Origin of the sequence: Mucilaginibacter sp. PPCGB 2223, from assembly GCF_001705515.1 — a bacterium.
Lineage (GTDB): Bacteria > Bacteroidota > Bacteroidia > Sphingobacteriales > Sphingobacteriaceae > Mucilaginibacter.
In genome coordinates this window covers 1,764,416-1,780,270 of record NZ_MDJS01000001.1, presented here as the reverse complement: position 1 = coordinate 1,780,270, position 15,855 = coordinate 1,764,416, and the positions used below count along the sequence as shown (strand labels likewise).

Genomic DNA, 15,855 nt, shown 5'->3' with positions numbered 1-15,855 from the left:
CGTTAATTAATTGGGCAAAACAATTGATTGATCACAAATAATAACAACACGTATAAGCTTTACGATACATTAAACCGGGCTACCTTCAGCAGCCTTGTTTTAAAGAAACATGTTACGCATGCAGATGATCGTTTAGCCGTTATTTAAAAGGATGAGTTTTAAAGAGCAGATAGATACCGCAAGGTTACCCAAACATGTGGCCATCATTATGGATGGCAACGGCCGCTGGGCAAAAGGCAAGGGCAAACTGCGGGTGTTTGGCCATCATAATGGAGTTTTATCGGTACGCGATGTGGTTGAAGGCGCCGGCGAACTCGGTATAAAATATTTAACGCTTTATACTTTTTCGGCCGAAAACTGGAACCGTCCCAAATACGAAGTAACGGCTATAATGGAGCTGCTGATCTCGACGATCAATAAAGAGATCAAAAAGCTGATGGAAAGCAATGTACGCCTCAACACCATAGGCGATATTGAAATGCTTCCTAAAAAATGTTATGATGAACTGGTAAGCGCGATGGAAAAAACAGCAGGCAATACCGGCCTGGTGCTTACCCTGGCGCTAAGCTACAGCTCGCGGCGCGAAATTGTACAGGCTGCCAGGGCTATAGCCGAGAAAGTTGAAAAAGGCGACTTAAAGGTTTCAGATATAACCGAAGATTTGTTTGCCGGCCACCTGCATACTGCCGGTATGCCCGATCCGGAATTGCTGATACGCACCAGCGGCGAATATCGTATAAGCAACTATCTGCTTTGGCAAATTGCCTACGCCGAACTGTATTTTACCGATAAGCTTTGGCCCGATTTCCGCCGGGAAGACCTGTATGAAGCCATATCGGATTACCAGAAACGCGAACGCCGTTTCGGGCTCACCAGCGAACAAGTTAACTAATATTTTTACGTTTAACACTTTTTAACAACTGTATAAATTATTTTAGCCACCAAAATATTCTGGATGAATAAATATCTTTTTGCAATTCTTTTTTCTGTGGCATGCACCGGTGCATGGGCCCAGGTATCTAACCAGGCCAGGCCGGCGCTTACCAAAATCCCGACCGACAGCCTAAGCTACCTCAACCCGAAAGACTACATTATTGGCGGCATAACAGTTAGTGGTACAAAATATCTTGAAAAAGATGTGCTGATCACTATTTCGAAATTAAATAAAGGCGATAAGATAACCTTGCCGGGTGATGCTTCGGCCAATGTGATCAAAGCGCTTTGGGAACAGGGTTTGTTTGACGATGTACAACTCAACATCACCCGGATGAACCTGGATACCGTATACTTTGATATTGCGATAGTAGAGCGCCCGCGTTTATCGAGGCTGCACTTAACCGGCCCGCGTAAAGGCGAGATTGAGGATCTGCAGAAAAAACTAAATGATAAGGTAGGCAAGATCGTGAACGAGAACCTGCTCAATACGGTAACTACCATCAGTAAAAGAGAGTTTAACGATAAAGGCTTTTTAAATACAACGGTTACCATTACCCAGCGTAAAGACCCGGCCGATGCCAATAGCGTTATCCTTGATGTGGCGATCGACAAAAAACAGAAAGTTAAGATCAACAGTGTAACCTTCGAGGGTAACAAGGCCTTTAACCAAAATACCTTACGTGGATATATGGGTAAAACCAAAGAGCGTAAATGGTACCATATTTTTGGCTCGAAGAAATTTATGCGCGATAAATACGAAGAGGACAAGCAGGATTTTATAGCCAAACTGCAAAGCAAAGGCTATCGTGATGCCGAAATACTGAGCGACTCGGTTTGGCGTAATGACGACAAGACCGTAAACGTAAAGATCAAAATGTACGAAGGCCCTAAATATTACTTCGGTAATATTACTTTCTCGGGCAATACCAAATATCCGGCAGCAGCTTTGAGCAGTATACTGCGTATTAAGAAAGGTAACGTCTTCAGCGAAGAGAACCTGACCAAACGCTTAAGCGGCCCTACATCAAGCGGCGATGATATTTCGACACTTTACCTTAACGATGGTTATCTTACATACCAGGCCGACCCGGTACAAACCCGTATTTACAATGATACCGTGGATATTGATATCCGCATGTACGAAGGCCCGCAGTATACGATCAACCGTGTATCGGTAAAAGGTAACGATGTAACCAACGATAAAGTGATTATCCGTGAGTTGCAGACATTGCCCGGTCAGAAATTTTCGAAAGAAGCCATTGTGCGCAGCCAACGCGATATTACCCAGTTAGGTAATTTTGACGAACAAAAAACCGAACCAAAACCAACCAATATCAACCCGGCCGATGGAACGGTGGATATTGTATACAACGTAGTTGAAAAGCCTTCAGACCAGATCGAGCTTTCGGGCGGTTTTGGCGGCGGCCAGCTGGTTGGCACTTTGGGCCTAACTTTCAATAACTTCTCGCTGCGCAACCTGTTTAACCTGAGCGCATATAAGCCGCTGCCAAAAGGCGACGGGCAAAAATTGAGCCTGCGCGGCCAGTCAAATGGACAGGATTATCAAAACTATTCGTTCACCTTCTCAGAGCCATGGCTGGGCGGCAAAAAACCAATCTATTTTGGTTTAACAGCTTATACACAATTAAGCTCGAACATCTCGGCTTATTCACAGTCTGACCCGAATTACTATCACCTGCGTATTAACGGTGTTGGTGTAACGCTCGGCCAGCGTTTAAGATGGCCCGATAACCTGTTCCAGTTAAACTACTCGTTAAACGTAGATCATTACAACCTGTTTAACTATCCGGGCTACCTGTTTAAAAACGGTACATCATATAACATTAAATTAACCCAGGAACTGAGCCGTAACTCAACCGATGCGCCTATTTACCCTACAACAGGTTCGAACCTGAAATTTACCATACAGGCCACGCCGCCATATTCGGCGTTTAATGGCGTAAACTACCTGATAGCCACCCCGCAACAGCGTTATCAGTTTGTTGAGTACCACAAATGGAAATTTGAGGGGCAGTGGTTTCAGAAGATATATGGTAAACTGGTATTGAAAGGCCAGGCACAGTTTGGCTTTATGGGTTACTATAATAAAGAAGTTGGCCAGGCGCCGTTTGAGCGCTTTAAACTGGGCGGCGATGGTATGCAGAGTTACCAGTTTTTACAGGGTAGCGAGATCATCGGCCTGCGTGGTTACCAAAACTTCTCTGTTGTTCCGGTTGGGTCAAATTATAACGAAAACAACAACCCGGGCAGCCCGGTGTTCAGCAAATATATGCTCGAGTTAAGGCATCCGGTTATCGCCAGCGAGTCGGCAACTATTTTCCTGCTCACCTTTGCTGAAGGCGGTAACGTTTGGAATAATTTTAGTGAATATTCTCCGTTCAATGTACGCAGATCTGTGGGTGTTGGAGCTCGCATTTTTCTTCCTATATTTGGCTTGCTTGGTTTAGATTATGGTTATGGATTTGACGCTATCCCCGGTATCCCCGGTGCAAACAAAGGTCAGTTCCACTTCTCCATCTCTCAAAGCCTGAATGGCGGATTTAATTGATCGTAACATGAAAAAAATATTCCTGACGCTTAGTGCGGTTATACTTGTGTCGCTTGGCGCATTTGCACAGCGTTTTGCCTATGTCGATTCGGAGTACATATTAAAACATGTACCCGATTATATCTCTGCGCAAAAAGAGTTGAATGCGCTGTCGGGCCAGTGGCAAAAAGAGGTCGACAGCCGTTTTCAGGAGATAGATCACCTGTACAAAGCTTACCAGGCCGACCAGGTACTGATGACCGCTGATATGAAAAAACGCCGCGAGGCAGAAATAATAGATAAAGAGAAAGCAGCTAAAGATTTTCAGAAATCGAAGTTTGGCCCCGATGGTGAACTGGCACAGCGCAGCAGTGCACTGGTAAAACCCATACAGGACAGAATAGCCAAAGCCATACAGGCTGTGGCCGAGGCCGAAGACCTGGATATGATATTTGACAAGAACAGCGAGGTGGTGATGCTATATGCAAACCCCCGTTACGACAAGAGTTCGGATGTCATAATCAAACTCGGATTAAAGCCCGGAGTGTTGGCCAAATAAAATAAATTAGTTAAAATAGCACCACAATAGAAATCAGAAAAACAGAAATGAAAAATTTATTAAAAGTTGTATTAATTGCCGGTTGTATGGTTTTTGCGGGTACGTTGGCGAAGGCGCAGGGTAAAACCGGTTATATTAATTTTAATGCAGTAATTGATCAGATGCCCGATACCAAGGTTATATCGTCGCAGCTTCAAACATACCAACAAACCTTTATCACCCAATTGCAAAGCATGCAGAACGAGTATCAAACCAAAGGCGCCGATTACGAGTCGAAACGTGCAACCATGACCGATGCCGTTCGTACACAAAGAGAAGCCGAGCTGACCGACCTGCAAAAACGTATCCAGGATTACCAAACTACTGCCCAGGGCAAAGTCGAAGCCGAAAAAGACAGGCTTGGCAAACCATTATTGGATAAAGTTAAAGCTGCGATAACTGCAGTTGCTAAAGAAAAAGGTTACGCTTACGTTATCGATTCATCACAAGGTATATTTATCGTTTCGCCTGAGGCGGACGACCTGATGCCGGCTGTTAAAATAAAATTAGGCTTAAAATAAAAGGCATTTAAAACCATATCGAAGCGAAGTTCGATCCGATGATCGAGTTTCGCTTTTTTTTTAACAAAGTATCAAAAAAAGGAAATAGAAATAAAAGATGAAAAAATTATTTGGAGCAATATTAGTAGCCGGGTGCTTATTGTTTACGGCAAATTTTGCAAAGGCGCAGCAAAAGATCGGTTATGTAAATTTCAGTGCTGTTATTGATGTAATGCCTGATAAAACAGTGATCGCCAAAACCATGCAGGATTATCAGAAAACATTTGCCGATCAATACCAGGCAATGCAGACCGAACTGCAGACAAAAGGTGCAGACTATGAAAAAAATAAAACCACCTGGAACGATGCGATACGTACCCAAAAAGAATCTGAAATAACCGATATCCAAAAAAGGATGCAGGAGTTTACCCAAAAAGCGCAGCAATCTATAGATGCGAAACAAAACGAACTGGCCAAACCTTTGTTCGATAAAGTAAAAACAGCAGTTTCGGCTGTGGCGAAAGAAAAAGGTTATACCTATGTATTTGATTCATCATCGCAGATCATGCTGGTTTCGCCTGATGCGGATGATCTGACCGCAGCAGTAAAGCTGAAACTGGGTGTAAAATAATCTTATTCTTTTTTAAGACAAAGCGAAGTTCGGTTTTTAATTGGGCTTCGCTTTGCTATTTTTACAACATGTTAAGCAAGCAGTCTATCGGCGTTTTTGATTCGGGTTACGGTGGCCTCACCGTGTTCAAATCTATAGCCAAACTGTTGCCAGGGTATGATTATATCTATCTCGGCGATAATGTGCGCGCACCTTATGGCAACCGGTCGTTCAAAACCATCCACCAATATACCTGGGAGTGTGTGCAATTGCTGTTCGAGATGGGGTGCCCGCTGGTTGTATTGGCCTGTAACACGGCCTCGGCTAAAGCATTGCGTACCATACAACAGCAGGATTTGAAAAATGTCGACCCGGCAAAACGTGTGTTGGGTGTTATCAGGCCCACGGCCGAAGTAATCGGCAATTATACCAGTACCAAACAAATAGGTGTGCTGGGCACAAAGGGTACTGTCCAATCCAATTCGTATGGTATCGAGATAGGCAATTTCTTCCCCGATGTAAAAGTATACCAGCAGGCTTGCCCGCTTTGGGTACCTTTGATCGAAAATGGCGAACACAACAAACCTGGCGCAGATTATTTTGTAAAACAATACCTTGATCAGCTCCTGTCGCAAAGTGCCGATATTGATACCCTGCTGTTGGCATGTACGCATTATCCTTTGCTGCAGGATAAAATCGAAGCTTATCTGCCCGACCATATCAGGGTAATAGCACAGGGCGAAATTATAGCGCAAAGCCTGCAGGATTACCTGCGCCGTCATCCCGAAATAGAGTCAGGGTTAAGTAAAAATGGCAACCAGCAATTCTTTACCACTACGGATGATACGCTCGATTTTGATCAGAATGCCACAATGTTTTTTTCCGAAAAAATCAAATCAACGTATATACCGGTTAAATAGGCCCCTCCTGAATCCTCCCCGGAAGGGCAGACTTGATTTGATTTATCAGGCAGACGCTTATTAAATCTACTAATCTCATCGGGTTTTCCTTCTAAATAACTAAGTTTGCACCCAAAGCAAACTTGATTGAATTTTTACTTCACATATATATTAGTAGCATTAGGACTTTTTGGCTTTGCTGCCGTGTTTGCCCTTTTCGGGATCTATGCCGAGCGTAAGGTTTCGGCCTTTATACAGGACAGGCTTGGCCCCACCGAAACAGGTAAATACGGCTCCCTGCAAACCATCGCCGATATTATCAAACTCATCCAAAAAGAGCTGATCGTGCCATCGGCAGCTGATAAGATTTTATTTGTATTGGCGCCCTTTATCATTTTTGTTTCGGTGTATATGGGCTTTGCTGCCCTGCCATGGGCGCCAGGGCTGGTTCCGGCCAAACTAAATATCGGCTTGTTTTACATTTTTGCCATTGTATCTGTAGAGGCGCTGGGCATTTTGATGGCCGGCTGGGGGTCGAACAATAAGTATTCGCTGTTAGGCGCTATGCGCTCTGTAGCACAGATCATCTCGTACGAAATCCCGGCAGGTTTTGCTATTATTTCTGTTGTGATGATTACACAAACCCTGAATTTACAGGATATCGCTACACAACAAGGTGTTTTATCGGGCGAAAGCAGCAGGTTTTTAGGTTTTATTGATGTGGGACAGGCAGGTGGTATTTTAGCCTGGAACATATTTCGCGCGCCGCACCTGATCGTGGCATTTGCTATTTACTTTATCGCATCGCTGGCCGAAAGCAACCGCGCGCCGTTTGACATACCCGAGGCCGAATCGGAACTGGTATCTGGTTTCCATACCGAGTATACCGGTCTGGGCTTCGCTTTTGTTTTTCTGGCCGAATATTCGATGATGTTTCTGGTATCGATGCTGGGCGTTATCTTATTTTTAGGCGCCTGGAATACGCCGCTGCCCAATATCGGTCCGGCACACCTGGCCGATTATACAACCGGTACGGTATGGGGCATCATTTGGATCGTACTCAAATCGCTGCTGTTGGTTGGTGTGCAGATGTGGATCAGATGGACGCTGCCACGTTTCCGAGTTGATCAGTTAATGAACTTATGCTGGAAGGTGTTAACACCACTGGCTTTATTGTGTATGCTTATTTCGGGCGTATGGCGCCTGTGGTTAATGTGATATGGCAAAGAGCGGAGCTATAGGATTGAAAACGGTATTCGGAGGGTTGTTCCTTACGCTGAAGCATTTATTTGCTTCAAAAAAACGCAGGGTGATGGATTCGGTAAAATCCGACAATTATTTTACCGAACAAAACCGGGGCACGAACACCATACAATACCCGTCGCAACAGTTACCCGTCCCGGAAGTTGGGCGCTACCAGCTTTTTGTGGAGATGGACGATTGCATTGTATGCGACCTGTGCGCCAAGATATGCCCGGTTGATTGCATCGATATCGAGGCGATAAAAGCGACAGAAGCTATCGGGCAAACATCCGATGGTACGACTAAAAGGCTGTATGCGGCCAAGTTCGATATCGACATGGCTAAGTGTATGTATTGCGGCCTGTGTACCGTAGTTTGCCCGACAGAGTGTATTACCATGACGAACCAGTACGACAAAAGCGTACAGGAGCTTGATTTGCTGACGTATAAATTTTCGGAAATGGACCCGGCTTTGGCCGAAGAAAAACGCCGGCTATTTGACGAGCAGCAGGCCGAAAAACAGGCGGCCAAATTAGCTGCTATGAAGAAAAAGGAAAACGGAGAATGAACATAAACCAGGTTTTATTTTACGTAATGGGTTTTACTGCGCTGGCATCGGCATTAATTGTTGCTGCAAGCAAAAACCTGGTACGCTCTGTTTTTATGTTTTTTGTAACGTTGTTTGCCCTGGCGGGGCTGTACGTTTTTGCCCTGGCCGATTTTGTGGCCGTAACGCAGATTGTGATCTACGTTGGCGGCGTATTGGTGCTGATGTTGTTCGCCTTTATGTTATCGAACAAGGAAACGTTAAACAGCCTGCAGAACAAAACCGGTAATAAGTTTATTGCCATCAACAATATGGCGGCGCTGCTTGCCGCAGGTTTGTTTTTGGTGATCCTGGTAAATGCAATCATTAAGGCGCGGCCCGATGGCATCGTCTGGATACAACATGCGCAGCGAGTAAATCCGCCACGTACGGATAATCTGGGTAACATCGGTGTAAACCTGATGACAAACTACTTACTGCCTTTCGAAGTGATCTCAATTATATTAATGATGGCACTGATTGGTGCGGTGCATTTATCCCGGAAGGAGGAGCATAAGCTATGAGTATGTTATCCGATTTCATGTTCATCAGCGCAGGCCTGTTTTGCATCGGGATTTATATCGTGTTATCAAAGCGCAATGCCATTCAGATATTGATCGGTATTGAACTGATGATCAATGCGGCGATACTGAACCTGGTAGCCTTTGGTAAGTATGATGACTTAGCTAACAGCGGACAGGTATTCGCCTTGTTTGCCATTGTACTTGCAGCAGCGGCCGTGGCGGTTGCCTTAGCGATAATTTTAAATGTATACCGGCAATACAAAACGATCGACCCGGCAAAGGTGGAAAGATTGAAAGACTAATAGTTTAGCAAGTTTGGAAACAGTTTTAACACATTCGGATATTTCCGTTATACAATTGGCCGTTACGGCGGTTGTATTGCCGTTTGTGGCTTTTTTGCTCAACCTTTTTATTGTACCCAGGCAGAGCAAACTATCTGGAGTGCTTTCGGGCTTGGCTATTGGCGCAAGTCTGGCGCTCTCTGTATTCGTGTTTTTTGAGGTTTGGAACCAACCGGCGCTGCATGTGCAGCAGATATGGTTTACTGTTGGCAGTACACAAATCCGCTTAGGCATCTGGCTCAATAACCTGTCGGTACTCATGTTGTTACTGGTATCGGCTATAGCCTTGCCGGTTCATGTTTATTCCATCGCTTATATGAAAGGCGATAACCATTACACGCGGTACTTTGCCTATCTCAGCCTTTTTTGTTTTGCTATGCTGGCTTTGGTGGTAGTGGATAACCTGCTGCTGCTTTATGCTTTTTGGGAGATGGTGGGTTTTGCTTCGTACCTGCTTATCGGTTTTTGGTTTACGCGCGAAAAAGCTATTCAGGCCAATAAAAAAGCTTTCCTCATGAACCGGATAGGCGATGTGGCCTTGCTCACCGGTATTATGCTGGTGTATACGCATTACGATACTTTTGATATCGTTACCTTATTCGGTGATCACTCATTAGCGACTGCTGCTGCTACAGCAACTGCTACTAAATCGGTAACAATTGCAGGCCTGTGTTTCCTGGCTGGCGCCGTTGCCAAGTCGGCACAGTTTCCCTTACATACCTGGCTGCCTGACGCCATGGAAGGCCCCACCTCGGTTTCGGCGCTCATCCATGCTGCTACCATGGTTGCTGCGGGCATATTTTTACTGGGCAGGGTTTATCCTTTGTTTAATACCGAAGTCCTAACAGTTATTGCCATTGTAGGTTGCTTTACCGCTTTTATGGCGGCCACCATCGCGCTAACGCAAACCGACCTGAAACGGATACTGGCCTATTCCACCATATCGCAGTTAGGTTACATGATGATGGCGATGGGGATCGGCGCTTATTCGTCGGCCTTATTCCACCTGGCTACCCATGCATTTTTTAAATGTTTATTGTTTTTAGCTGCAGGTGTGATTATCCACGAAATGCAGCACCTGAAACGTAAACATCGCTTACATATCGATGCGCAGAATATTAATAACATGGGTGGCCTGCGCAAAATTATGCCGGTAACTTTTATAACCTGTTGCGTTGCAGCGCTGGCTTTGATAGGTTTCCCGTTAACAGCCGGTTGCCTATCTAAAGATGGTATATTGATCCAGGGCTTTGCTTGGGCAGAAGGTAAAGGATGGGCTTATTCGATCATCCCGATAGGTGCGGTGCTCACAAGCTTACTTACTGCTTTTTACATTGGCCGTTTAATGTTTAAGGTGTTTTTTGGTGAGTCGGGGTTAGAAGGCATTAGTGCCGATAGCGAACCGGAAGCTCACGAAGAAAACCCGCTGTTGTACCTGCCGATGATCTTGCTCGCATTGGGCTCATTATTTCCTTTATTCTCGTTAAACCCGCTGAAATTCGAAAGCGCCTGGATAGTTAAGGGCTTTGCTGATATGGTAAATAAAACCGAAAGTTCCGGCGAGTTGGTCCCGTTCCTCATCAGCGCGCTAAGTGTTTGCGTAGTACTGATAGCCTATGGGGTGTACGTCAGGCAAAAACTGCAATGGCTTAAATTTAAGGGTGTGTTGTTTAACATGTCCTATAATCAGTGGTATATCGATACATTTTATAACGGTATAATCGTAAGAGCTGTAGTTGGTTTAAGCCGCGCCGCATCGTGGTTTGATACTTATGTTATTGACGGCATCGTCAAATTGATTGCAGGAACAGGGCTGGTATTGAGCCGTATTTCGGCCTGGATAGATCGGTATATTATTGACGGGATTATCCACTCGATTACCTATTTTGTAAAACAGGCGGGTAATTTCATTCGTGGTTTTCAAACCGGCAGGGTACAGGGTTACCTGTTTACTATGCTCATCATTGTGCTGGCATTGTATATTTTAAAGACGTTTATTTAAAGATGAATATACTATCGTTACTTATATTTTCGCCTTTGTTATTTGGCTTACTCGTTCTGGTATTGCCCGATAGCCTGCGGAATCTTTTCAGATACATTACACTGTTTGCCACACTGTTGCAACTGGTGTTAAGTGTATGGCTGTATATTCATTTTAAAACAGGGCCGAATTTTGCAGGAATAAGTAATGAAGGGCAGTATCAGTATGTAGAGAAAGTACACTGGATAGGCCTTAACCTGGGGGGCATGGGCAAAATGCAGATCGATTATTTCGTTGGTGTTGACGGTGTTTCCATCCTGATGCTGGTAATGTCATCTATCGTTATGGTCATCGCCGCTTTGTCATCCTGGGAAATCAATAAAAACCATAAAGGATATTTTGCGTTATTTTTATTGCTTGATATGGCAGTAACGGGCGTATTCTGCTCACTCGATTTCTTTTTGTTCTACATTTTTTATGAATTAATGCTGCTGCCGCTTTACTTCCTGATAGGCATCTGGGGCGGTGTCCGGCGCGAATACGCGGCTATTAAGTTCTTCCTCTTCACACTGTTCGGCTCGGTATTTATGCTGCTGGTGATGCTGGGGCTATACTTTTCGGTTAAAGACCCGGCAACGGGTTACCATACTTTCAACATCATCCAGATGATGAACCCGGCTAATTATGATAAAGACTCGATTTTTAGTATCCTGAGCCATCAAACCCTGTTGGGTTTCCCGGCACGTACGGTGGGCTTCATAGTCCTTTTCATCGCATTTGCCATCAAAGTACCGGTAGTGCCTTTGCACACCTGGCTGCCCGACGCACACGTGGAAGCACCTACGCCGGTATCGATCATCCTGGCCGGAGTACTGTTGAAAATAGGAGGATACGGTATTATCCGTATCTGCCTGGGCATCTTCCCCGAGGTAGCAACTTCCGGCGCTTTTTGGTTGGGACTGTTGGGGGTGATATCTATTTTGTACGGTGCGCTTAACGCGCTTGCCCAGCGCGATTTGAAGAAGCTGATCGCCTATTCCTCTGTATCGCATATGGGCTTTGTGCTGCTTGGGATAGCCTCACAAACCGCCGAAGGCGTAAGCGGTGCAGTTATGCAAATGGTGAGCCACGGCTTTTTATCAACCATGTTGTTTTACCTGGTTGGTGTAATTTATAACCGCGTACATAACAGGGATATTTACAGCTTCCGTGGGTTGGGTACTTTGCTGCCACGATATACCGTTTTTGTGATGATCGCATTTTTTGCATCGCTGGGCCTGCCCGGTTTCTCGGCATTCATAGCCGAAGCATTCAGCTTGCTGGGCGCCTTTAACTCGCATGTATTTAACGGTTTATTGCCAACCTGGATGGCTGTTTGCGGTTCGGTAGGGATATTATTAAGTGCCGGCTATTTTTTATGGACGCTGCAGCGAATGTTTTTTGGCGAAACGCATTTAAAAGGCGGCGATATATGGAAACTGGCCCTGACCGACCTCGGGAAACGTGAAATGATAGCCCTGGTACCTTTGGCTTTGCTCACGCTGGCGCTGGGTGTAATGCCTTCGCTGGCTTTTGATAAGATCAACGATTCGGTACTGGCGCTGATACAATTTATGCATACCAAATAACCTAACCTTATGGACAAGAAGTTTATCAACTTATGTTTTCTCCTGTTGCTGGTTTGCGGATTGGCAAACGCCAATGAAGATCAGAAGGTCACCTCAAAGCCCGAAAAAATAACTGTGTTTTTAACAGGTGCGCAGGTAACGCGCAGTGCAATGGTCAATATTGTTACAGGTACATCAACCGTAACATTCCAGGGTATTTCACCGGATATCGATGTGCAAAGCATACAAGTACATGCGGCCGGTCCTTTTACCATTTTATCGGTAAAGCAGGAACTTAACTTTTTGAACCAGCAAACCAAGCTAAAACAAATAGAAGAGCTGCAGGATCAGCAAAAACTCATCAAAGATAAAATAACCTTACAGACCGACCAGCTTTCGATCTATAAAGAAGAGGAAAGTATGCTGCTCAAAAACCAGGTTGTTAGCGGGCAGAATGTTAACCTCGATGTTTTGAAACTGCAGCAGGCGTTGGACTTCCAGACGCAGCGGCTAACCGTGCTCAGAAAAAAACAGCAAGTAATCAACACAGAGTTGGCCGCTTTAAACCTTGAACTAAATAAGTTTACCAGCCAGATTGCCGATATATCGCGCGGCAGCACCAAAAATACAAGTGATATCATTGTCACCATTTCATCTAAAGTGGCAACGCGTTCACAGTTTACTTTAAGCTATCTGGTACATAATGCCGGCTGGTACCCAACCTACGATATCCGCGCTAAGGATGTGAACAGTCCGATCAATATTGCTTATAAAGCCAATGTATCGCAACAATGCGGCGAAGAATGGAAAGATGTAAAGCTGATCTTATCGACAGGAAACCCCAGTGTGAGCGGCAGTAAACCAGAGCTTAAGCCTTATTATCTGAACTATGGGATGGTGTATAGCAACCAGGCAGAAAACATAACACGCGTTACCGGGCGTATAACAGATCGCACTGATGGGACGTCTTTAATTGGTGTTAGCGTCAAAGTTAAAGGTACGTCTATCGGTACAGCAAGTGATGCAAACGGAAATTATTCATTGCAGGTACCACAGGGCAGCCAGACACTGGTGTTTTCATATATAGGTTACGAAACACTGGAACGCCGTGTTACTTCGGCCAGCATGAATGTAAGCCTGGAGGCTTCGCATAACTCTTTAAATGAGGTTGTTGTTACGGGTTACGGCAGCGCATTAGAGGGGCGTGCGGCCGGAGTTGCTGTTAATTCGGATAAAGTACGGATCAGGGGAGCAGCTTCCATGGAAACTATCCCGGTTTTGGTGGATCAGGAAGAGAACCAAACCAACGTTGATTTTAATATCAATAACCCATACAGCATACCGAGCGATGGCAAACAATATGTGGTCGATATTGGTCAGTTTGATCTGAATGCCAGCTTTCAATATTTTGTGGCGCCTAAGCTCAATACCGATGTTTTCCTGACAGCTCAACTGGTCGACTGGAATAAGTATAATTTCCTTTCGGGAGAGGCTAATTTGTTTTTTGAGGATACATATATCGGCAAATCCTTACTTGATACGCATTCTTCGAGCGATACCCTGAATCTTTCGCTGGGTACAGATAAAAATATCGTGGTAACACGCACCCTTCAAAAAAATACCACTCAACGGCAGATTATTGGTTCGAACAAAAAGGAAACCAAAGACTGGCTGATCGATGTTAAAAACCGGAAGAACCAGGTAATAAATCTTTTAGTTGAGGACCAGGTGCCGGTTTCGCAAAACACAGCTATCGAAGTGGAGAAACAGGAACTATCAGGTGGTAAAATAAACGACCTGGATGGCAAGCTACAATGGGTACTTAAACTTAGTCCGGCTGAAGAGAAAAAGCTTGATCTGCGTTACCAGGTTAAATATCCCAAAAACCAACAAGTTATAGTTCAATAATTAATGAACGACCTGATACCATACATACCCGCACAGCTTAAAAATATTACAGATAGTTTGCACTTTTTTGTGCCCGAACTATTGCTGAGTGTTTTGTTTTTGCTGGTTTTTATTACCTATCTGTTTGCGGGCAAGCAGAACCCTGTGTTTTGCCGCACAATTGCATTGGCCGGCATGGTATTGGTAACATTTGAAACTTACCGTGAATTAACCACATTAAGCCAATCGCACTTCCTGTTTAACGGGATGTTGTTGCTGCATCATACCTTCACCTTATTTAAGCTGATAATTGATGTTGCAGCCTTGCTGATATTGCTTTATCTGCCCTGGGATAAAGCCCTGCGCTCGCATTATAAAGGGCTGGCCGATCTGTATTCGATTATTATCGCATCGTTATTAGGCTTGCATTTAATGACGATGGCGGTAAACCTGCTGAGTATCTATATTTCGGTCGAGATGGTATCTATTGCATCGTACCTGATGGCCGCTTACCGGTCTGACACGGCTGTGAGTACCGAAGCAGGTATGAAATACGTCCTGTTTGGTGCTACTTCGTCGGCCATTATGCTTTACGGTATATCCCTGTTATACGGTTTTGCAGGTACGATGGATATTTTCTCGGGCGACTTTGTTACCAACCTGATATTGGCGCACCCGGTCAGCGTGTCGCTCGCCATGGTGCTGGTACTGGTTGGTATAGGTTTCAAATTGTCATTTGTACCGATGCATTTTTGGGTACCCGATGTTTATCAGGGTGCGGCGACCCCGGTTACTGCATACCTGTCTACGCTACCCAAAATTGCAGGTTTTGCATTGCTGGTTAATTTTCTGAGGCCTTTTGCATTCAACGCCTACTGGTCGACTTTCGATTTCAGGTTGTTTTTATCGGTTGTAGGTATTGTGACGATGATTGTGGGTAACCTTGCGGCTATCTGGCAAAAGAACATCAAAAGGCTGCTGGCCTACTCGAGCATCGGCCATACGGGTTTTGCGTTAATGGCCGTTACTACATTTTCGCAACAGGGTATATCTTCGCTGGTGTTCTACCTCGCAGTATACGCTGTGGCTAACCTGGCCGCGCTGATGCTGGCGACGTACTACGTTAACAAAATAGGCGCTGCTACCCTCGATAGTTTTAAGGGAGTAGGATTGCGCTACCCGCTGCCGTCTGTTTGTTTTGTAATTATCCTGATATCCTTAGCGGGGTTGCCGGTTACGGCCGGTTTTAACGGTAAGCTACTTGTTTTTTCGGCTGCATATACGATGTATGAGCAAACACGTAACGGTTGGCTGCTGGCGTTAATGATAACAGGGGCAGCTACTACGCTGATCGCGCTTTTTTATTATATCAAGATACCGCTGTATATGTTTTTGAAGAAAAACGAGCATCATGCCGACGATCTGATCGTTAATCACCGGTATTTACTGATGATGGTTTGTTTCCTGTCGGTTTTTTTGCTGTTTTTGGGAATATTTCCCCAATTTTTGAGCAATCTGCTTAATTAATATGATATATGTAATATAAATTAGGTAATGTATACCGAAAATGTAGAAATTTTATAATTTTGGAAATCT

The 15,855-nt window shown here is 44.7% G+C and carries 14 protein-coding genes; all 14 read left to right on the top strand.

Annotation, left to right across the window (positions count from 1 at the left end; translation table 11 throughout):
* The first annotated feature begins 151 nt into the window (after positions 1-151).
* The 14 genes from BEL04_RS07665 (at position 152) to BEL04_RS07600 (ending at position 15,786) form a co-directional block, all read left to right on the top strand.
* Positions 152-892, top strand: a complete 741-nt coding sequence (locus BEL04_RS07665) for an isoprenyl transferase (RefSeq protein WP_066001954.1) — start codon at positions 152-154, stop codon at positions 890-892.
* 63 nt (positions 893-955) lie between these two features.
* Positions 956-3,505, top strand: a complete 2,550-nt coding sequence (gene bamA, locus BEL04_RS07660; protein WP_066001953.1) for an outer membrane protein assembly factor BamA — start codon at positions 956-958, stop codon at positions 3,503-3,505.
* Between the two features lie 7 nt (positions 3,506-3,512).
* Positions 3,513-4,043, top strand: a complete 531-nt coding sequence (locus BEL04_RS07655) for an OmpH family outer membrane protein (RefSeq protein WP_066001951.1) — start codon at positions 3,513-3,515, stop codon at positions 4,041-4,043.
* A 47-nt stretch (positions 4,044-4,090) separates the two neighbouring features.
* Positions 4,091-4,603 carry an OmpH family outer membrane protein gene (locus BEL04_RS07650; RefSeq protein WP_066001950.1) on the top strand — a complete coding sequence of 171 codons (513 nt, stop codon included), beginning with the start codon at positions 4,091-4,093 and terminating at the stop codon, positions 4,601-4,603.
* A 97-nt stretch (positions 4,604-4,700) separates the two neighbouring features.
* On the top strand, positions 4,701-5,213 hold the full coding sequence (locus tag BEL04_RS07645; RefSeq protein WP_066001949.1) for an OmpH family outer membrane protein: 513 nt from the start codon (positions 4,701-4,703) through the stop codon (positions 5,211-5,213).
* A 68-nt stretch (positions 5,214-5,281) separates the two neighbouring features.
* On the top strand, positions 5,282-6,112 hold the full coding sequence (gene murI, locus BEL04_RS07640) for a glutamate racemase (RefSeq protein WP_066001947.1): 831 nt from the start codon (positions 5,282-5,284) through the stop codon (positions 6,110-6,112).
* A 126-nt stretch (positions 6,113-6,238) separates the two neighbouring features.
* Entirely contained in the window at positions 6,239-7,309 is a 1,071-nt protein-coding gene (locus BEL04_RS07635; protein ID WP_066001945.1) for a complex I subunit 1 family protein, read from the top strand.
* Position 7,310: 1 nt separating this feature from the next.
* Complete coding sequence (locus tag BEL04_RS07630) at positions 7,311-7,901, top strand: 4Fe-4S binding protein (RefSeq protein ID WP_066001944.1); 591 nt, start codon at positions 7,311-7,313, stop codon at positions 7,899-7,901.
* Positions 7,898-8,443: an NADH-quinone oxidoreductase subunit J gene (locus BEL04_RS07625; RefSeq protein WP_066001943.1), complete on the top strand. Its 546-nt coding sequence runs from the start codon at positions 7,898-7,900 to the stop codon at positions 8,441-8,443. Before BEL04_RS07630 ends, BEL04_RS07625 begins: the two co-directional genes overlap by 4 nt.
* Positions 8,440-8,745: an NADH-quinone oxidoreductase subunit NuoK gene (gene nuoK, locus BEL04_RS07620; RefSeq protein WP_066001940.1), complete on the top strand. Its 306-nt coding sequence runs from the start codon at positions 8,440-8,442 to the stop codon at positions 8,743-8,745. The genes BEL04_RS07625 and nuoK overlap by 4 nt, the downstream gene beginning before the upstream one ends.
* Before the next feature lie 13 nt (positions 8,746-8,758).
* On the top strand, positions 8,759-10,786 hold the full coding sequence (gene nuoL / locus BEL04_RS07615) for an NADH-quinone oxidoreductase subunit L (protein WP_066001938.1): 2,028 nt from the start codon (positions 8,759-8,761) through the stop codon (positions 10,784-10,786).
* A 2-nt stretch (positions 10,787-10,788) separates the two neighbouring features.
* The gene (locus BEL04_RS07610) at positions 10,789-12,393 is read left to right on the top strand and encodes a NuoM family protein (RefSeq protein WP_066001936.1); all 1,605 of its coding nucleotides are present in this window, start codon (positions 10,789-10,791) and stop codon (positions 12,391-12,393) included.
* Between the two features lie 9 nt (positions 12,394-12,402).
* Positions 12,403-14,280: a mucoidy inhibitor MuiA family protein gene (locus BEL04_RS07605; RefSeq protein WP_066001934.1), complete on the top strand. Its 1,878-nt coding sequence runs from the start codon at positions 12,403-12,405 to the stop codon at positions 14,278-14,280.
* Positions 14,281-14,283: 3 nt separating this feature from the next.
* Positions 14,284-15,786, top strand: coding sequence for an NADH-quinone oxidoreductase subunit N (locus BEL04_RS07600; RefSeq protein ID WP_066001931.1), 1,503 nt, complete (start codon positions 14,284-14,286; stop codon positions 15,784-15,786).
* The last annotated feature ends 69 nt before the right edge of the window (positions 15,787-15,855 follow it).